Source organism: Microlunatus sp. M237, assembly GCF_056896895.1.
The window spans coordinates 1,200,358-1,219,113 of the sequence record NZ_JBXHBL010000001.1 but is presented as its reverse complement, the minus strand read 5'-3'; the positions used below and the strand labels follow the sequence as shown (position 1 = coordinate 1,219,113).

19 protein-coding genes are annotated in these 18,756 nt (G+C 70.4%); 4 read left to right on the top strand and 15 right to left on the bottom strand.

Annotated elements, in window-relative coordinates; translation table 11 throughout:
• Positions 1-3: 3 nt before the first annotated feature.
• Positions 4-543 (top strand): AAA family ATPase, encoded by a 540-nt coding sequence (locus tag AC1XX3_RS05840; RefSeq protein ID WP_483320123.1) that lies wholly within the window; start codon positions 4-6, stop codon positions 541-543.
• An 18-nt stretch (positions 544-561) separates the two neighbouring features.
• Here AC1XX3_RS05840 and AC1XX3_RS05835 read toward each other — a convergent pair whose 3' ends face one another.
• Entirely contained in the window at positions 562-909 is a 348-nt protein-coding gene (locus AC1XX3_RS05835; protein WP_483320122.1) for a VOC family protein, read from the bottom strand.
• Between the two features lie 88 nt (positions 910-997).
• Between AC1XX3_RS05835 and gdhA the strand changes: the two genes are divergently transcribed.
• Positions 998-2,335 (top strand): NADP-specific glutamate dehydrogenase, encoded by a 1,338-nt coding sequence (gene gdhA / locus AC1XX3_RS05830; protein ID WP_483320121.1) that lies wholly within the window; start codon positions 998-1,000, stop codon positions 2,333-2,335.
• A gap of 32 nt (positions 2,336-2,367) precedes the next feature.
• On the opposite strand, the gene AC1XX3_RS05825 is transcribed toward gdhA, so the two are convergent.
• From AC1XX3_RS05825 to AC1XX3_RS05770, 12 genes are all read right to left on the bottom strand, one after another.
• A complete protein-coding gene (locus tag AC1XX3_RS05825) occupies positions 2,368-2,862 on the bottom strand; it encodes an SRPBCC family protein (RefSeq protein WP_483320120.1) in 495 nt (164 codons plus the stop codon).
• Positions 2,859-3,245 carry an ArsR/SmtB family transcription factor gene (locus AC1XX3_RS05820; RefSeq protein WP_483320119.1) on the bottom strand — a complete coding sequence of 129 codons (387 nt, stop codon included), beginning with the start codon at positions 3,243-3,245 and terminating at the stop codon, positions 2,859-2,861. The genes AC1XX3_RS05825 and AC1XX3_RS05820 overlap by 4 nt, the downstream gene beginning before the upstream one ends.
• A 97-nt stretch (positions 3,246-3,342) precedes the next feature.
• Positions 3,343-3,879 carry an NUDIX domain-containing protein gene (locus AC1XX3_RS05815; RefSeq protein ID WP_483320118.1) on the bottom strand — a complete coding sequence of 179 codons (537 nt, stop codon included), beginning with the start codon at positions 3,877-3,879 and terminating at the stop codon, positions 3,343-3,345.
• A gap of 48 nt (positions 3,880-3,927) precedes the next feature.
• The gene (locus AC1XX3_RS05810; RefSeq protein WP_483320117.1) at positions 3,928-5,271 is read right to left on the bottom strand and encodes a glycosyltransferase; all 1,344 of its coding nucleotides are present in this window, start codon (positions 5,269-5,271) and stop codon (positions 3,928-3,930) included.
• A complete protein-coding gene (locus AC1XX3_RS05805) occupies positions 5,268-6,158 on the bottom strand; it encodes a glycosyltransferase family A protein (protein ID WP_483320116.1) in 891 nt (296 codons plus the stop codon). Before AC1XX3_RS05805 ends, AC1XX3_RS05810 begins: the two co-directional genes overlap by 4 nt.
• Positions 6,151-7,737 (bottom strand): MDR family MFS transporter, encoded by a 1,587-nt coding sequence (locus tag AC1XX3_RS05800; RefSeq protein WP_483320115.1) that lies wholly within the window; start codon positions 7,735-7,737, stop codon positions 6,151-6,153. Before AC1XX3_RS05800 ends, AC1XX3_RS05805 begins: the two co-directional genes overlap by 8 nt.
• Positions 7,734-8,480 carry a polysaccharide deacetylase family protein gene (locus AC1XX3_RS05795; RefSeq protein WP_483320114.1) on the bottom strand — a complete coding sequence of 249 codons (747 nt, stop codon included), beginning with the start codon at positions 8,478-8,480 and terminating at the stop codon, positions 7,734-7,736. Before AC1XX3_RS05795 ends, AC1XX3_RS05800 begins: the two co-directional genes overlap by 4 nt.
• 312 nt (positions 8,481-8,792) lie before the next feature.
• Positions 8,793-9,344, bottom strand: coding sequence for a VOC family protein (locus AC1XX3_RS05790; RefSeq protein WP_483320113.1), 552 nt, complete (start codon positions 9,342-9,344; stop codon positions 8,793-8,795).
• 68 nt (positions 9,345-9,412) lie between these two features.
• Complete coding sequence (cydC, locus tag AC1XX3_RS05785; RefSeq protein ID WP_483320112.1) at positions 9,413-10,996, bottom strand: thiol reductant ABC exporter subunit CydC; 1,584 nt, start codon at positions 10,994-10,996, stop codon at positions 9,413-9,415.
• A complete protein-coding gene (gene cydD, locus AC1XX3_RS05780) occupies positions 10,993-12,582 on the bottom strand; it encodes a thiol reductant ABC exporter subunit CydD (protein ID WP_483320220.1) in 1,590 nt (529 codons plus the stop codon). The genes cydC and cydD overlap by 4 nt, the downstream gene beginning before the upstream one ends.
• 158 nt (positions 12,583-12,740) lie before the next feature.
• The gene (cydB, locus tag AC1XX3_RS05775; RefSeq protein WP_483320111.1) at positions 12,741-13,766 is read right to left on the bottom strand and encodes a cytochrome d ubiquinol oxidase subunit II; all 1,026 of its coding nucleotides are present in this window, start codon (positions 13,764-13,766) and stop codon (positions 12,741-12,743) included.
• A gap of 12 nt (positions 13,767-13,778) precedes the next feature.
• Complete coding sequence (locus AC1XX3_RS05770) at positions 13,779-15,290, bottom strand: cytochrome ubiquinol oxidase subunit I (RefSeq protein ID WP_483320110.1); 1,512 nt, start codon at positions 15,288-15,290, stop codon at positions 13,779-13,781.
• A gap of 106 nt (positions 15,291-15,396) precedes the next feature.
• Between AC1XX3_RS05770 and AC1XX3_RS05765 the strand changes: the two genes are divergently transcribed.
• Together AC1XX3_RS05765 and AC1XX3_RS05760 are read left to right on the top strand one after the other, a co-directional pair.
• Entirely contained in the window at positions 15,397-15,825 is a 429-nt protein-coding gene (locus tag AC1XX3_RS05765; protein ID WP_483320109.1) for a BlaI/MecI/CopY family transcriptional regulator, read from the top strand.
• Positions 15,822-16,724, top strand: coding sequence for a M56 family metallopeptidase (locus tag AC1XX3_RS05760; RefSeq protein ID WP_483320108.1), 903 nt, complete (start codon positions 15,822-15,824; stop codon positions 16,722-16,724). The genes AC1XX3_RS05765 and AC1XX3_RS05760 overlap by 4 nt, the downstream gene beginning before the upstream one ends.
• Here AC1XX3_RS05760 and AC1XX3_RS05755 read toward each other — a convergent pair.
• Positions 16,643-17,977 (bottom strand): MFS transporter, encoded by a 1,335-nt coding sequence (locus tag AC1XX3_RS05755; protein ID WP_483320107.1) that lies wholly within the window; start codon positions 17,975-17,977, stop codon positions 16,643-16,645. The genes AC1XX3_RS05760 and AC1XX3_RS05755 overlap by 82 nt on opposite strands.
• Positions 17,977-18,558: an ArsR/SmtB family transcription factor gene (locus AC1XX3_RS05750; RefSeq protein ID WP_483320106.1), complete on the bottom strand. Its 582-nt coding sequence runs from the start codon at positions 18,556-18,558 to the stop codon at positions 17,977-17,979. The genes AC1XX3_RS05755 and AC1XX3_RS05750 overlap by 1 nt, the downstream gene beginning before the upstream one ends.
• Between the last annotated feature and the right edge of the window lie 198 nt (positions 18,559-18,756).

Below are 18,756 nucleotides of genomic sequence, written 5' to 3'. Positions count from 1 at the left end.
GCCGTGGAGAAGAGAGCGACGGGACGGGTGATCGTGATCACCGGGGCGATGGCGGCCGGCAAGTCAACGGTGGCTGCGCTGCTGGCCGAGCAGCTGCCCGCGTCGGTGCACGTCCGAGGCGACGCGTTTCGGCGGATGGTGGTGAACGGTCGCGACGACATGACGCCGTCACCGTCCGCCGCGGCCCTCGCGCAGCTGAGCCTGCGCTACGAGCTGGCCGGTCACACGGCCGACCGGTTCGCCGACCTCGGCTTCGACGCCATCGTCCAGGACGTGATCATCGGGGCCGAGTTGGCCACGTTCGTGGACCGGATCCGTACCCGGAATCGGTTCCTGGTGGTGCTGTCCCCGACGGTGTCAGCGTTGGCCCTGCGCGAGCACCAGCGCGCGAAGCAGGGCTACACCGCGTTCAGCCCGACCGAGCTCGACGCGGCGCTGCGCTCGGAGACACCACGGATCGGCTATTGGCTCGACTCCAGCGCTCAGACACCGCAGCAGACGGTGCAGGACATCCTGACCAACCTGGAGTCGGCCCGCGTCTAGCCCGCTCGTGGTGCCGATTCAGCCCCAGCACAGACAGAACGGATGTCCCGCGGGGTCGGCGTAGACCTGGAAGCCCTCTCGAGCGACCGGATCGTCGGCCGGCTGCAGCAGCCGTGCTCCCAACCCCATCACCTCGTCGTGGGCGGTGGCGAGGTCGGGGACGTAGAGGTCGAGATGGATCTGCTGCGGCGAGCCGTCGGGCCAGTGCGGGGCGACGTGGTCGGGGGCGAGCTGGATGCCCATCCGGGGCTGTCCGTCGACGTAGATGCTGTGCCAGTCGTCCTCGGCGTCGACGGTGCCGCCGAGCAGCTCGGCCCAGAAGGTGCTCTCCGGCTGCAGGTCTGCGGCGTCCAGGACGGTGATCATCTGGGAGATCCTCATGCTCCATGGTGGCAGCGTCCGAGGACTGTCGCCAGTGCTTCGCCCGCGGTCTGCGGCACGTAGGTTAAGAGGCATGGACGTCCGACTTCAGCCCGTGTTCGCCGATGTGATCTCCCGCAACCAGGGTGAGCCCGAGCTGCACCAAGCCGTGACCGAGGTCTTCGAGTCGCTGGGACCCGTGCTGGACCGCCACCCCCAATACGCGGAGGCCGAGGTGCTGGCGCGCCTATGTGAGCCGGAGCGCCAGATCATCTTCCGGGTGCCGTGGGTGGACGACGAGGGCCGGATCCGCATCAACCGCGGGTTCCGGGTCGAGTTCAACTCGGCGCTGGGCCCGTACAAGGGCGGGCTGCGGTTCCACCCGAGCGTCAACCTGGGCATCGTCAAGTTCCTCGGGTTCGAGCAGGTCTTCAAGAACGCGCTGACCGGGATGCCGATCGGTGGTGGCAAGGGCGGGTCGGACTTCGACCCGCGCGGCCGCAGTGACGCCGAGGTGATGCGGTTCTGCCAGTCGTTCATGACCGAGCTCTATCGCCACATCGGCGAGTACACCGACGTCCCGGCTGGCGACATCGGTGTCGGCCGGCGCGAGATCGGCTATCTGTTCGGACAGTACAAGCGGATCACCAACCGGTACGAGTCCGGCGTGCTGACCGGGAAGGGCATCTCCTGGGGCGGTTCGCTGGTGCGGACCGAGGCCACCGGGTTCGGGGTGGTCCTGTTCGCCGACCAGATGCTGCGCACCCGGGGCCAGTCACTGGACGGGAAGCGGGTTGTGGTGTCCGGGTCGGGCAACGTGGCCATCTATGCCATCGTCAAGGCCCAGCAGCTGGGCGGCCACGTCGTGGCCTGCTCCGACTCGTCGGGCTATGTCGTCGATCCCGACGGCATCGATGTCGAGCTGCTGCGTCAGGTCAAGGAGGAGGAGCGCCAGCGGATCTCGGTCTACGCCGAGCGGCGCCCGTCGGCGCGCTTCGTCGCCACCGGCAGCATCTGGGACGTCGGTGCGGAGGTGGCCCTGCCGTGCGCCACCCAGAACGAGCTGGACGAGAGTCACGCGCGCAGCCTGATCGCGTCCGGCTGCGTCGTCGTCGCCGAGGGCGCCAACATGCCGGCGACCCCGGCCGCGGTCCGGCTGTTCGCCGAGGCGGGCGTGCTGTTCGGCCCGGGCAAGGCAGCCAACGCCGGCGGGGTGGCGACCTCCGCGCTCGAGATGCAGCAGAACGCCAGCCGGGACGCCTGGACGGAGGAGTTCACCGAGAAACGGCTGACCGAGATCATGGTCGCGATCCACGACCGCTGCATCGAGACCGCCGAGCACTACGGCCGCCCGGGCGACTACGTGGCCGGGGCCAACATCGCCGGCTTCGTGAAGGTCGCGGACGCGGTCCTCGCCCTCGGCGTCATCTGACACCAGCCGCCGGTGCGCTGGCGCAGGCTGCGTCAGCGGGTCCGGTAGTGCGGCAGCATCGCCGGGTAGTAGTCGCGGTCGAAGTCGACGGCGGCGGGGTCCCCACCGTTCTCCGCCGTGACCAACCGGTCCAGATAGAACTCCCAGCCGGGGCCGACGCTCTCGGCGGCGACCGGGTCGAGGCCGGAGTGCGTGAACGTCAAGGTGGTGACGCCGGCGGCCTCGGTGAGGTGGAGGTCGACCATCCACGGGTCGTCCCCGGTGAGCCAGGTCAGCTTCAACGTGGCGGGTGGCGTGCACTCCCGGATCTGCACCTCCTCGCTCGGTGATCCGTCCTCGGCGGTCATCTCGAAGGCGATGTGTCCCGACCACGGATCGCCGGTGAAGGTGCCGATCCAGCGGGCCAGCCGTTCCGGCTCGGTGACGGCGGCCCAGATCGCCTCCCGGGAAGCCCGGAACGTACGTTCGAGAACCAGCCGTGAACGGTCGCCGTCCGGTTCCAGCCGGCCGGTGGGGGTGGGGGTCATGCGCTCTCCTGCTCGGCAGGGCGCCGCTGGGGCGCGGAGGTGGGTGAGGTGGTGCGGTGATCACGGACGGTCCGACGGACCTCGGTCTCGAGGGCGTCGAGCACGTTCGCACTCAGCCGGGTGCGGGGTCCGGACCCGGTGAGCTCGGTCAGAAAGGTGCCGACCGCAGCCAGCCCGTCGGTTCGCAGCGCGTAGTGGCGCTCCCGGCCGCGGTCCTCGACGGTGGTCAGCCCGGCCTCGGTCAGCAGCCGGAGATGCTTGCTGACCGCCGGACGGGAGATCGCGTAGTCAGCGGCCAGGTCGACCACCCGGCAAGGGCTCTTCGCCAGTCGCAGCAGGAGTGTCCGTCGAACGGGATCAGCCAGCGCCCCGAAAGCATCCATTCCCAAATGGTAACCGATTGGATACCAATTGCAAGGGAAGGCGACTCGTTAGCGCAGCGGCGCCCTGAACAACCCCTACCGGGACGCGCCACGACGGTCAGCGTCGCGCTCGCTCCTCGGCGGCGAGCATGATCAGCTCGCCCATCCACGGCGACTCCACCGACGCCAGCGCAACGGCGTCGGCCAGCGGCAGCAGCCGTACCTCGGCCACCTGCTCACCGTCGGGTGGGTTGCCCGGCTCCCCGGCCACCCGAACCTCGCACCAGCCCCACAGCCATGCCTTCGTCGGATGCGCCAGGTGCGGTCGGTAGGCGGTCTCGGCCTCGGAGATGCCCAGATGGGCGCCGATGGGATGGAACGGGCCGACCAGCTCGGCTCCGGCTTCCTCGGCCAGCTCGCGGTGGACCGAGTCGATCACCGATTCGTCCGGCTCGCGGGTGCCGCCGGGCAGGAACCAGGAGTCCGACCCCTCGGACCGGCACAGCAGGATCTTCTCGTCGGCGAATCCGACGACGTGGGTGCTGGCCACCAGCGCATCGGCGGGCAGCGTGGTCGAGAAGGTCATGGTGATTGCCGCCCACTCCCAGCGGTCCGGCCGGTGCAGCAGCGGATACCGGGCCTCGATGGAGTCCATCCGGCCAACCTACTAAGCGGTGCGAACGTGCGCGCCGAGCGGTCGACGTCAGGCGAGCGGTTGTTCGCTGCGAGCGGTCAGCTCCTCGACGGCGGTGACGATCCTCGCCACCGGGTCACCGAGCGCGGCGATCTCGTCGCACAGGACCTGTGCGGCCTGGCGGTACTGCGGCTTGCCGAGGGTGGTCCGGACCGCTGACCGGACTCTGGCGGGCGACGGCGTACCGGTGCGCAGATTGATGCCGGCTCCCGACCACGCCACCCGGGCGGCGACCTCCGGCTTGTCCTCGCTCACCCCGGCGACCACCAGCGGCACGCCGTAGCTGAGGGCTTGCTGGACACCGCCGAACCCGCCGTTGGTCACCATCACGTCGATCTTCGGCAGCAGCTGGTCGTACGGCAGGAACTCCGCCACCCGCAGGTTCGCCGGCTGATCGTCCAGCAGGTCGGTCAGGTGGTGGACCGGTCGACCACCGGTCGACGCCACCACCAGCACCTCCTCGCCCGCGAGGCCACGTACGGCCGGAACCAGCAGCTTGGCCAGGTTGGCGTTGTCCATCGTTCCCTGGGTCACGTGTACCACCGGCCGTCGCCCGTCCAGCTCGTCCCACCACACCGGCAGTACCGTTGCGGCTCGCCGCTCGGGCCGCAGCGGACCGACGAAGCGGACCGAGGACGGCAGCTCGCGGCGGTGGTATTCCAGCCCGGCTGCAGCCAGATGGAAGGTGACGTCGAACCGGGTGGCCACGTCGAAGAAGCTCACCGCCCCGCGCGGCAGGCCGTACGCCGCGAGTCTGTCGTCCAGCGCCCGGTGCACCGGGCGCATCGGGCCGTTGCGCAGCACGGCGTTGAGCAGCCGGTTGCGCCGCCGGGTGTGGGGGGACGAACCCGGGTCGATGCCGGAGCCGAACGGGGCGCAGTCCACGCTCGGCAGGGACAAGGGGGTGGCGGAGATCCCCACCACGGGCACCCGCTGCCCGGGTGCCTGTCCCAGCAGCAGCGGCAGCACGCCCAGGAACGCGGACTCGCAGACCACGGCGTCGAACGTCGCGGTGGCGAGCGTCTCGGTCAAGGCCTGATGCTGGAGCTCCAGCGGGCCGATGAACAGGCCGAGGATGTCGTGGCGGGCAGCAGCGATCCTGCTTCGAGCGTGACGGCCGGGCAGAAAGTGGTCCAGGTGCGCGTCGTCGTAGTCCACCGCCGCGGGCAGGGCCGCGAACTCGAGCCCCCGCGACTCCACGTCCTGGCGATACTTCCGGCCCGTCAGAACGACGACCCGATGGCCCTGACGCCGCAGCCCGCGACCGACGGTCAGCATCGGGCTGACGTGGCCGTACAGAGGGGTGGTGGGCAGCAGAAACGTCGACCTGGACGTGGCCGGCGCGTCGCTCATCGGCCCGTACCCGCTCGGCGGTCGGCGCTGCTGTCCGGGTGCGAGGCTCGCAGCTCACGACCCGGCCGGGTCAGCCGCGCGGCCAGCGCCGTGACCAGGACGACCGCCACGGCGACACCCCATCGGCGCCGTCTCCGGTCGACCTCGTCGGCGTGCTGGCGGCGGATGGGCGGCGCGGTGCCGATGACGCGCCGCGACGACAACCGGTTGACCAGGTAGGACAGCGCGTAGTGATAGCCGAAGGACACCAACACGGTGTGCGCCAGGCCCTGGTCCATCCGGCGGGACGAGGTGACCACCGGGTTGTGGCCATCCCAGACCACCCGGCCGCGGCGTTGCAGCTGTCGCAGCAGGTCCACCTCGTCACCGCCCTGGGTGAGGGAGGTGTCGTAACCCGGGAAGCCCTCGCGGACGAACGCGACGTTGGTCGCGGTGAGATAGAGCACCCGCCCCGTGGTGCGGGCGACCAGCGCGATGAAGATGAACCACAGTGGTGGGAAGACGGCAGCCCACCACGGTGGGTCGGCATAGCGGCAGGGACCGGCCACGGCGAGTACGTCCTGCTCCGCGGCGAACCGCGCGTCGAGCCGGCTCAGCCAGTCGGGTGGGTGCACGGTGTCGGCATCGGTGGAGACCACGATCTCTCCCCGCGCCTGCTCGGTGCCATGTTGCCGGGCGGCGCAGACGCCCGGCTCGGACTCATGCAGCACCCGGACGCCGTGCCGGGTGGCGATCGCGACAGTGTCGTCGCGACTGTTGTTGTCCACGACGATCACCTCGTAGCCGCCGCGGAAGTCCTGCGCCGCCAGCGACCGCAGGGCGGTGTCGAGGTAGTCAGCCTCGTCCAGAGCGGGGATGACGACGGAGAACCGGATGCTCTCAGCCACGGACGCCCCCCGCACCCGCCGACGGTGCCGCACCGGCGCCGGGCACCGGATCGGTCGCGCCGTCGGGCGACGCGGTCGCCGTCGCCAGCGGCACCGGGCGGACGAAGCAGAGCGCGATCATGCTGGCCACCATCAACGGGACCAGGTAGAGGAAGACCGGTGTCATCGCGTCGTTGTAGGACGAAACGACCAGGCCCCGGACGCCGGGAGTCAGACTCCGCAGCCCTTCGGGGCCGAGCGCATTGATGTCCAGGTCGGCGTCGGCCGGCAGCCGATCGGTGAGCAGCCGCTGCAGCCGGACGGTGAACACCGTGCCGACCAGGGCGGCACCCAGGGCGACCCCGATCTCGCGGAAGAAGTTGTTGGCCGCGGTGGCGGTGCCGACCTCGGACTGCGGCACTGCGTTCTGGGCGATTACCACCAGGATCTGCAGGCCGGCGCCGATCCCGGCGCCCAGCACGAACAGATACGCACCGATCGCCGGCAGCGGGCTGGCCACCGTCAGCGTCGACAGCAGCAGCAGGGCCACCGCGACGGCGGCCGAACCGACGATCGGCAGCGCCTTGTAGCGGCCGGTTCGACTGACCACCTGTGCCGACGCCACGGTGGCCAGCCCGAGGCCGCCGATCAGCGCCAGCATCAGCATCCCCGAGCGCAACGGGGACAGCCCGGTCACCATCTGCAGGTACGTCGGCAGGTAGGCGATGGCGCCGAACATGGCCACCGCCATCACCAGTCCCGCCGCGGTCGGCGCGAGGAAGTTGCGTTCGGTGAAGAGGCCGAGCGGGATGATCGGCTGCGCGGCGCGGCTCTCCGCCAGCACGAAGGCCGCGGAGGCCAGCACCGCAAGTCCGGCCAGGGTGATGATGACCGGCGAGCCCCAGGCGAACTCCGTACCGCCCCAGGTGGTGACCAGCACGATGGCGGTGACCCCGACGGCCATGGTGGTGATGCCCCACACGTCGATCGACACGGGATCGGCCCTCCGCTGCGGCACCCGCAGAAAGGCGACGGCCGACGCCACCGCCAGCGCTCCCAGCGGCAGGTTCAGCCAGAAGGCCCAGCGCCAGCCGATGCCCTCGGTGAGCCAGCCGCCGAGCAGCGGTCCGAGGATGGCCGACAGGGCGAACACCGCTCCCACCACTGTCAGATAGCGGGCGCGTTCGCGGGCCGGGATGACATCGGCGATGGCGGCCTGGACCAGGATCAGCACGCCGCCGCCGCCGAGCCCTTGCACAGCGCGCCCCGCGATCAGCCAGCCCATCGACGTCGACAGGCCGCCGATCACCGAGCCGAGACCGAAGATGATCAGGGCGGTGAGAAACATCGGCCGTCGTCCGAGCAGGTCGCCGAGCTTGCCGTAGACGGGCATCGTCACCGTGGACGCGACGAGATAGGCGGTGCTCACCCACAGCATGTGCTCGACCCCGCCCAGTTCGGCGACGACGGTCGGGAGCGCCGTGGCGAAGATCGTCTGGTCCAGCTCGGACAGGAACAGCCCGATCATCAGCCCGGCGAAGAGCAGGTGCAGCTGCCGCCGCCCCAGCGTCGGTCGCTCGAAGATCTCGGACGTGCTCATGCGTAGGGTCTTACCCCGAGCAGCCGGTCCGCTGTCGTGAAGGCGTACCCCTCGTCCCGCAGCCGGTCGATCAGCGGACCGACGGCGGCCACGGTGTTGTGCCGGGGACCGCCCCGGGCCTCGCGCCCGTCGTGCATGATCAGGATCGCGCCCGGCGCGGCCCTGGTCGCCGTGCCGGCAGCCAGCTGCTGTGGTGGCGGTTGGAACACCTCCAGCGGGTGGCCGAAGGTGCCCGAGACGACCTGGAGCCCGGCATCGCTGATGCTGCGCAGCACCCATGGCCAGTGGCACAGCCACGGCGGCCGATAGAGCGCGGGCATCTGGCCGGTCAGGTCGTGCAGCACCGTGGCCGCCCGCCGGATCTCGTCTCGCTGGCGCGGCTCGGTCAGATAGCGCGAGAAGGCATGGCTGTAGCTGTGGTTGCCGAGGACGTGACCGTCGTCGACGACCCGGCGGGTCACCTCCGGGTGGCGCTCGGCGCAGCGCCCGACCTGGAAGAACGTGGCCGGCACCCCGCGGTCAGCGAGGGTGTCGAGGAGCGCTGACGTGTGCGGTTCGTTGGGTCCGTCGTCGAACGTCAGCGCGAGCAGCTTCGCATCGGTGTCTCCCTGGTACGGGAACCGGCCGAACACCTGGGTCCGCGAGCTGAAGCCGAGCAGCTGGGCCGCGGTCACGGCGGTGGCGATGCCGCCGAGGAGGGGGCGCGCCAGGCCGGCGCGCGACCGGCTGCGAGCGGCGGACATTGCTCCAACCTAGATGACGCCGCCGAACGCGGACGCGCCGCCCGCCAATGGGAGCCGATCGCCGACCGAAGGTGACCTCGACCACATTCGAGACCAATTTGTTATATATCGATCTCATAACAACGTTGTACGCGGCACTATGGATGAGCGGCTTCTTCTGGCCTGCGCCCGAGCGAACTGGTGCTAGCCGAAGGAGCCGGCGCACGAGACGACGATCGGGGGATTGCGATCGTGCGGGCTCGGGGGGTGGCGGTCACGCGATCGCCACCCATCCAGCACCGCCCGGTGACTCGGACCTGCGGACCGGGACGGTCACGAACCGAAGCTCTCCGCAGCCCACTGACGTACCCGCTCGTTGCTCTCCTCCTCCGACAGGTCCTCGACGCGGCACATGACCGACCAACGGACGCCGAAGGGATCGAGGATGCTCGCGAAACGGTCGCCCGAGACGAACGTCGTCAGCGGTTCCCGCACGGTGGCGCCGGCGGCCTCCGCCCGGGCGACGACCGCGTCGGCATCGTCGCAGTAGAGCCCCAGCGAATAGCAGGCGTCGCCACCGCCGGGTGGGGGGACGAGGTGGTAATCCGGCATGGCGTCGCCGAGCTGGAGGACACCGTGGCCGTGGAAGTCGAGCACGGCGTGGGCCACCAGCTCGCCGGCTCGGGTCACGTCGACCACCCGGGCGCCGAAGACCTCGACGTAGAAGTCGAGCGCGCGGGCGGCTTCGGTGACCACGATGAACGGCGTTATGGCCGAGTAGCCGTGCGGGATGCCGTGCGTGGTGTGCTGTCCGGTGACGCCGACGGCATGATCGTTCGCCTGCGTGCTGGAGTCCGGGCTGATGGCTTCGCTGGTTTTGGTCATGGACCCACGCTAGAAACCGTCACGCCGTCCGGTCTTGGACTTTCCCGACAGCCGCCATCGCCGGCTCGCTAGCCCACGGTGATCGGAACCGCCGAACCTGGCATCGGGTCTGCGTACGGGCTGCGCGGGTCAAGCCGCAGCACGCGGTCGCACCGGGCGAGCAGCGTCGGGTCGTGACTGATCACCAGCACGGCCGCGTCGGAGGTCAGGGCCAACAGGTCGTCCAGCAGGGCGTCGGCGGTGGAACGGTCCAGGTGCTCGGTCGGCTCGTCGAGCACAACCACCGCGTCGCGGCGGAGCAGCAAGCGGGCCAGCGCGATCCGCTGGGCCTCCCCGCCGGACAGCCGGCTGCCGTGCTCGCCGACCAGCCGATCGAGGGGGAGATCCAGACCGACCCGTCGCAGGACGTCTTCGCAGGCGGCATCGGTCGCGGTCTTGTCGCCGATCCGCAGGTTCTCCGCGATGGTGGTGTCGAAGAGATGCGCATCTTGGGCCAGATAGCCGACGCCGCCACGAACGCGCACCGACCCCGCCCGGGCGGGCAACAGGCCGAGAATGGCGGCGGCGACCGTCGTCTTCCCGGATCCGCTCGGCCCGACCAGGCCCACTCGCTCGCCCGCGCGCAGCTGCAGATCGAGGTGTTCCACCACGGTCGGACCGCCGGGCCAGCCGAGCTCGACGTCGTCGAGGTCGACAGCGCCGACGTCACCGGCCGGAGCCACCGACCTGTCGCCGGAGCCGATCGGCTCGGCTCGGAGCAGCTCGTCGACGCGGCGGAGGGCAGCGCGCGTCCGGTTGCGAGCGGCCACCGCCGCCGGCAGGCCGACGACGATCTCGTGCAGCGCGAGCGGCGTCAGCGCCAGCACCGCCACCTGGACCGGGGCCAGCTCGCCGTCAGCCACGGCGAAGGCAGCGGTCAGCAGCCCGGCCAGGACCGCCGCGCCCGTGGTGAGCAGCTGGGCGGCGCCGGCCAGCCCGGCGACCGTGGCGGCGCGCTGCTCGGCTCGGCGCAGCGCGGCGTCGGCGGTCCGGACGCGGTCCAGCAGAACCTCTGAGCCTCCGTACGCCCACAGATCCGGTGCGGCCGCGTGGGCCTGGGAGATGACCTCAGCCAGCTCACCGCGCAGCGGCGCCAGCGACCGGTCGGCGGCCGCGGACAGCCGCCCCGCCCACCACGGCACCAAGACGGCGCCCAGCAGCGTCGCCGCCAGGATGAGGACACCGGCCGGTGGCCAGATGATGGTGAGCAGCAGGGTGGTGCCGACGGCGACCAGCCCTGCGGACGCCAGCGGGACGATCACCCGCACAACCCGGTCCTGGGCGGCAGAGACGTCGTTGACCACCCGAGACAGCAGGTCACCGCCGCGCCGACCCACCCAGGTGCCGCGGGCCAGCGCCTCGAAGACCTCGACCCGCAGCGCGGCCTGGCGGCGCAGTGCGACGTCGTGCCCGACCAGCCGCTCGAGATAGCGGAACACGCCACGGCCGAGCCCGAAGGCGCGGACGCCGACGATCGCGATCATCAAGAACAACACCGGCGGGTGCTCGGCGGCCCGGGACAGCAGCCAGGCGGAGGAGGCCATCAAGGCGACGCCGGCGGCGGACGAGGCTGTGCTCAAGGCGATGGCGCCGGCGAGGCGACGGTCGATCATCGTGCGACCGCCGTTGCGCCGAGTGCGACCACGCGGTCCGCGGCGTCGAGGACGGCGGATCGGTGACTGACCACCACCGCGCTGACCCCCAACCGGCGCAGGCCGGCGACCGCCACAGCCTCGCTGTCGGCGTCCAGGCCGGCGGTCGGCTCGTCGACGACCAGCAGCTGGCCGCCCCCGCACTGCACCCGTAGCAGCGCGCGGGCCAGAGCCACCCGGCGGATCTCGCCGGCGGACAGTCCTTCGGTGCCGGCCTGCACCACCTGGTCGAGGTCCAGCCGGGGCGCGCCGGCGCGGTCCAGCGCCTCGCGGACCCGGTGTGGGGGGGCGTCGGGTGCGCCGAGCGCGACGTTGCTGCCCACCGTGCCCTGGAGCAGGGCCGGCTGCTGCGGGACCCAGGCGAGCCGGGTCCGCCACTGGTCGGGATCCAGGTCGGCGAGGTCGTGGCCTCCGACGAGCACCCGGCCGGCGGTGGGCTGCGCCAGTCCCAGCAGCAGGGACAGGGCGGTGGACTTGCCCGAGCCGCTCGGCCCGGCCAGCGCCACCATCTCCCCGGGACGGATGGTGAGGTCCAGCCCGGCGAGACTGTCCAGCTCGCTCCCGGGGTGTCGGTAGCCGACACCGACGAGCTCCACGGTGCTGGTCGCCAGATCGGGAACCGGCATTGCCGACCGCTGGGCTCCGGCTGCCTCGGGGCGGGTGCCGGCATCGATCAGGGTGAAGGCCTGTTCGGCGGCGGCCATCCCGTCGGCGGAGTCGTGATAGTGCGTACCGACCTGCCGCAGCGGGAGATAGGCCTCGGGGGCGAGAATCAGCACGAAGAGCGCGGTGGCCAGGTCCAGGTGGCCTTCGACCACTCGCAGACCGATGCCCACGGCAACGACCGCCACTGACAACGTGGCCAGCAGCTCGAGCACCAAGGCCGACAGGAAAGACACCCGGAGGGCAGCCATCGTCTCGCGACGGTGCGCCTCACCGGTGCGGCGCAGGCCCTCTGCCTGGGCCCGGGCGCGGCCGAAGACCTGCAGCGTGGGCAGCCCGGCGACCAGGTCGGCGAAGTGGTGGCCGAGTCGGGACTGCACCCGCCAGCGCCGGGCCACCAGGGTCTGGGTCGTCCAGCCAACCAAGATCATGAAGATGGGGATCAGCGGCAGAGTGAGGGCGACAATGACGGCGGAGATCCAGTCCCGGCTGAGAATCGCCACCCCCACGACGAGCGGCACCGTGGCGGCGAGCACCAGCTGCGGCAGATAGCGGGCGAAGTACCCGTCGAGGGCGTCCAGTCCCTGGGTCACCAGGTTGACCAGGGAGGCCGAGGTGGCCGGTGCGGTCGGGGCCTGCAAGCGGGCGGAAAGGATGTCGACCCGCAGCTGGGACTTGACGGCGGCCGACGCCCGATGCGCGAGAACGCTGCTGAGCCAGCTGAGCACGGCACGGGCGGCGAAGACGGCGATCAGCGCGGGGACCGCGGCCAGAGCCGGGTCGGGCATCCGGCTGTCGAACACGCCGGCGATGGCTCGGGACAGCAGCCAGGCCTGCGCCACGACGAGGATGGCAGTGACGGTGCCGACCACCGTTGCGCCGATCAGATAGCGCCGGGTGGCCGCCGCTCGGCGCCACAGGCGTGGGTCGATCGGCCCCGTCCGCCCGGTGTGCCCGGTCTGCTCCGCCTGCGCGGTTTGCCCCGCCTGCCCGGCCTCCTCGGTCAGCCCCGCCTGTCCGGTGTGCTCGACGGGTGGCGTCGTCACCGGGCTGCCGGCTCGGGGTGGAGCACGTCGTCGCGGATCGAGCTGATGCTGAGCCGACGGCGGAACACCCAGTACGTCCATGCCTGATAGGCGACGACCAGCGGAGTGAAGATCGCGGCGGCCCAGGTCATGATCTTCAAGGTGTAGGGGGTGGACGACGCGTTGGTCGTCGTCAGGTTCCAGGCCGGGTCCAGGCTGCTCGGCATCACGTTCGGGAAGAGCGCCAGGAAGGCGGTGAGGAAGAGGAACGCGATGCAGGTAGCCGTTCCGAGGAACGCCCAGCCCTCACGGCCGACACGGTTCGCGGCGAGCGCCCCCAGCAGACCGACCGCGGCCACAGCGCTGGTGACGTAGGTGATCATCGATCCGTGGTCCAGGTTCAGCCACAGGGCCAGCGCCACGGTCAGCACGGCGGCGACCACGCCGATCCGGGCGGCGAAGGCGTTGGCGCGGACCCGGACGACGCCGTCGGTCTTGAGGGCGACGAACACCGCGCCATGGGTGAGGAAGAGGGTCAAGGTGACCAGACCGGTGAGCAGTGCGAAGGGGTTGAGCAGATTGAAGAAGCCGCCGACGTAGTTGAAGTCGGCGTCGATCGGGACGCCACGGAGGATATTGCCGAAGGCCACCCCCCACAGCAGGGCCGGGATGGCCGAGCTGACCGTGATGGCCAGGTCCCAGCGCTGTCGCCACGCCAGCTCGGTCCGCTTGCTGCGGTAGTCGATGGCCACCAGTCGCACGATCAGCGCGACCAGGATGATCAGCAGCGGGAGATAGAAGCCGCTGAACAAGGTGGCGTACCACTCCGGGAACGCGGCGAAGGTCGCCGCACCGGCGGTGATCAGCCACACTTCGTTTCCGTCGAAGTGCGGGCCGATCGTGTTGACGACGACCCGCCGCTCCCGGTCGTTACGGCCGAGCACGTGCAGCAGCATGCCGACCCCGAAGTCGAAGCCCTCCAAGACGAAGTAGCCGATCCACATGAAGGCGATGAGGGCGAACCAGACGGTGGTGAGTTCCATGGGTCAGACTCCTCAGTACGCGAACTCGAGCGGGGCGTCCTCGTCCTCGTCGACGGGTCGCGGGGTGACGTCCGGAAGACCAGCGCTGATGTACTTCAGCATCAGCTTCACCTCCACCACGGCGAGGACGCCGTACAGCAGGGTGAAGGTGGTCATCGAGGTGAGCACCTCGGCGATGGTGGTCCCGGGCGACACCCCGGTGGCGGTCGGCAGCAGCCCGAAGACCAGCCACGGCTGGCGGCCGGTCTCGGTGAAGATCCAGCCCACGGAGTTGGCGAACAGGGGGAGCAGCGGCAGGGCGATCAGCGCCGGGCGCCACCACCGGCCCCGCAGCTGGCGACCGCCACGCACTGACCACAGCAGGAAGGCTCCGAGCACGGTGCCGGCGGCGCCGAGCGCGATCATCCAGCGGAACGACCAGTAGGTGAGCGGAATGTAGGGGCTGTAGGTGCCGGGGCCGTAGGTCGCCTCGTACGACGCCTGCAGCTCGCGGATCCCCAGCACCCGCCCGTCCGGGTCACCGGTGGACAGATAGGACAGCAGGTGCGGGATCTTGATGGACCACAGCTCTCGCTGCCCGTCGGGGGTCCCGATGGTGATCACCGAGAAGGATGCCGGCTGCTCGGTGTCGTACAGCGCCTCTGCTGCCGCCATCTTCATCGGCTGCACCTGCGTCATCACCTTGCCCTGGAGGTCACCGGTGACGATCACGCCGAGCGCGGCGACCAGCAGGGTGACCGCGCCGAGCTTGAGCGCGGTGCGGAAGGCTGCCCGGTCCGCGGTGGAAGTCGTCGGCGCCGCCGCGGCGGTGCCGCCCTCGACCGCGCCGGTGACCGCTGGGCCGCCTTCGATCGTGTCGGCCGCCGGGGTGGACTCGGCGGTGTCGTCGGCGCGTTCGGGCCGCAACAGGTGCCAGCCGGCGACCGCGGCCAAGAAGGCCCCGCCGACCATGAAGCTGGCGAAGAGCTGGTGCGGGTAGGTGATGAGGACGACCGGGTTGGTGAGCACGGCCACGAAGTCGGTCAGCTCGGCGCGGCCACGCTCGGCGTTGTAGGTGAACCCGACCGGGTTCTGCATCCAGGAGTTGGCGGCCAGGATGAAGTAGGCGCTCAAGGTCGAGCCGAGCGCGGCCAGCCAGATCATGGCCAGGTGCAGCTTCTTCGGGAGCCGGTCCCAGCCGAAGATCCAGATGCCCAAGAAGGTGGACTCGAGGAAGAACGCGAGCAGGCTCTCCAGCGCCAGCGGCGCCCCGAAGATGTCGCCCACGAAGCGGGAGTACTCGCTCCAGTTCATCCCGAACTGGAACTCCTGGACGATGCCGGTGACGACACCCAGGGCAAAGTTGATCAAGAACAGCTTGCCGAAGAACTTGGTCAGCTTCAGGTATTTCTCGTTGCCCGTGCGGACCCAGGCGGTCTGCAGCCCCGCCACCAACGGCGCGAGGCTCAGGGTCACCGGCACGAAGAAGAAGTGATACACGGTGGTGATGGCAAACTGCCAGCGGGCAAGCGATTCGGCACTCATCGAGGCTCTCCTGAAGTCACCCTCAGAACCTACTACGGAACGTCGTACTCAGTCACGTAGTACTGATCGGTGTAGTACGTATCACGTCGTAGGGCACAATGGCGGCGTGAACAGCCTGGGTGACCTGGAGCGCAGCGTGATGGAGCAGCTGTGGGCGGGGTCGGGGGCGTCGGGATCGCAGTCAGTCCGCGAGGTGCATCTGGCCCTCACCCGGGACCGTGCGCTGGCGTACACCACCGTGATGACCGTGCTGGACCGGTTGGCGAAGAAGGGTCTAGTGCTGCGTGAGCGTGATGGGCGGGCCTATCGCTATGCCCCGGCGCAGACGCGGGAAGAGCTGGTGGCCGAGGTGATGCACACCGCTCTGGAGGGCGACCAGGCCCATCGCACGGCCGCTCTGGTGGCCTTCGTGGACCGGATCAGCACCGAGGAGGCGGAGGCGATGCGGATGGCGCTGGCTCGACTCGAAGCCGCCCCGACCGCTGCCCGGGTCGATGTCCGTGGCACCGGCTCGGTTGTCGCCCCCAGTTCATGATTGCGCTGGCGCTGGGTCTCGGCGCCTTGGTCCTGATCGGTCCCGGACCGCTGTGGGTCGCCCGGTGGCGCTTCCTCCACCGGGTGCCGCGGGCCGCCGTGGTGCTGTGGCAGGCCGGCTCGGTCGCGGCGCTGGTGTCGGTGATCGGAGCCGGGGTGCTGATCGTCGCCTCCCAGGTCGACCCGACCCAGCCGCTCGCCGCGTTGCCGCTGCTCGAGCTGGTGCTGTACGGACTGATCCTGCTCTTCACCGTCACGGTCGTCCTCCGGCTGGCCTGGTCACTGGTCACGGTCGCGCACACCACCACTGCTCGTCGTCGTCGGCACCGCGCAGCGGTTGACCTGCTCGGCCAGATCGACGAGACGTCACCGCTGTCCGGCCTGCGCATCTTGTCCGAGCAGCTGCCGGTCGCCTACTGTCTGCCCGGCCTGCGTGAGTCCCGGGTGGTGCTGAGCGAGGGAACCCTGTCGGCGCTGTCGCGAGACGAGCTGGCCGCGGTGCTGGAGCACGAGACCGCGCACGTCCGGGCCCGGCACGACCTGGTCCTGGACGCGTTCTTGGCCCTGCACCGCGCCTTCCCGATCGTGGTCCGCTCCGAGATCCCGTCGGTGCAGTGCCGGCTGCTGGTGGAGATGCTGGCTGATGACGCCGCCCGCCGGCGGACGGGTCCGCTGCCGCTGGCGCGGGCGCTGGTCCGGATGGCCGGTTCCCCGGTGCCGGTGGCCGCGCTGGGGGCCGGCGGCGACACCACGGTGGCCCGGGTGCAGCGGCTGAGCCAGCCCCAGGACCGTCGGCTGCGGATGCTGTCGTGCGCCGTCTACGCCTTGGCCTTCGGGCTGGTGGCGGCGCCGGTCCTAGGGCTGGTGGTGGCTGTCGTGCTGCCCGGGCTGTCGGGCTGAGCCGGGTTGGGGGCCCGCTCCGCGGTGGGGTTCTCCTCTGGCGGGTCGAAGGAGGCCCGGCCGACCAGCGCGGGCAACAGGGTCGCGAGGAGATAGCAGCCGGCGAAGACGAAGAAGGCCGGCGATAGGCCGGTGAGGGCGATCAAGGCGGCGGCGACGAGCCCGCCGAAGGGCATGCCCGACCAGGCCACCGCATCCACCAGGCCGCCCACCCGCCCCAGCAGTGGACGGGGGATCCGTTCGAACAGGATGGCGCTCAGCATCGGGTTGAGGAAGCCGGAGGCGAATCCGCCGACGGCGTAGGCGACAGTGACCACCCAGAGCGGGAGATCGAGACCGAGCACCACGAACGGCGGGGGACCGGCAATGAAGAACGCCGTGAAGTAGGTGAGCCGACGCGGCAGCCGGTGCCCGATCCAGCTGGCGATCAGCGAACTGAGCACCGAGCAGGTGGCGAAACAGGTCAGCAGCAGGCTGATGGCGCCGACGCCGTGGCCCCCGTTGTTCGCCCACACCGGCAGCAACACCGCGGTCTTGCCGGTGTCGAGAAGGTTCGTGACCAGGATCATCGCCGCCAAGGTGACCAACAGGCGGTCGGCCAGCAGGAAGGTCAGGCCTTCGCGCAGCTGCTGCAGATAGCCGGTGGTCGGGGCGGACGCATCGACCACTGCAGGGGTGCCGAGGGAGCGCGGCAGGCCCACCAACACCACAACGGCGCTGAGCCCGAAGCAGACGGCGGTGGCAGCGATCGCGCCGGTGGGGCTGAACGCCGCGATCATCCCCGCAGCCAGTGCGGGCCCGATCAGACCCGAGCTGCGCTCGACCGCCCCGAACAGGCCGGTCACTCGGGACAGTGGGGTGTTGGCGGCTTCTGCCACCAGTGGCACGCAGGTGTCCTTGGCGTTGTCACCAGGACCTCGCAGAGCGCCGGCGAGGGCGACGAGCATCAGCAGCAGTGGGAGGTTCAAAGCACCGACGACGTGGCAGATCGGGATGAGGCCGATCAGCACCGCGCTGGTCACGTCGGCGACGATGCTGACCCGTCGCTGCCCGAGGCGGTCGACGATCGGACCGCCGAGGGCCTTCGCGACCACGTACGGCCCCAGCTCGAAGGCCGCGACCAGCCCGGTCTGGGCGGCCGATCCGGTGCTGGTGAGCACGAACCAGGGGATGGCGATGGCGGAGACGCGGATGCCGATATTGGCCACACCTATCACCACCAGCAGGCTGACCAGGGGCGTACGGCTGCTCACTAGTCCCCGTCCAGCAGGAATCCCTGGTATTGCAGCAGGTACGGCAGTCGTCCCGGCTCGAGCTCGGCCGCGGGATCGTGGCGCCGATAGCGCTCGACCAGGTGGCTCAGGTCCTCGCTGAGCTGGCGCGCCTCCGCGGCGGTGAGGTCCAGCACCAGATCCGAGACGTCGAAGGCTTCGCGCCACTCGGTGGGCCAGTGGCGCTGCGCCCGGGCCGCGCTGGCCAGTCGCTCGATCGACCGGGCTGCCAGCTGCTCGGTCATGCTGTCCGCCTCATCGGTGAGGTCCGGATCGTCGCGGAGGGTGGCGAAGCTCGTCATCTCGTGCGCCGCCTTCCACCACCTGTCCCGACGGTTGCCGCGGCTCTGGTCGTCCTCGATGAATCCGTAGCGCTCGAGCTGGCGCAGGTGATAGCTCAGCGCGCCGCTGGTCAGTCCCAGCCGCTCGGCCAGCATCGTCGCGGTGGCCGGACCCTCGATCCGTAGCAGCCCGAGGATGCGGGTCCGCAGTGGATGGGCCAGACCTTTCAGGTTCTCGGCGGTGACCTGGACGCTCCGGGGCGGGCTCGATGGCTCGGACATGATCCGAGACTAGATCACAAAGAAACATTTGCAAAGCTTTCTTTGCGGTTCGAACGGTTCCCGGCAGGATTCGGGCTGGCGCCGAATGTCGTCACGCCGTCAACCCTGGGGGCCCACGGGAGCGCGCACATCGGTCCCTAGATGACACGTCGCTACGCATCTCGACGTAGCGCCGTACGCATCAGGGCGGACGCGGGA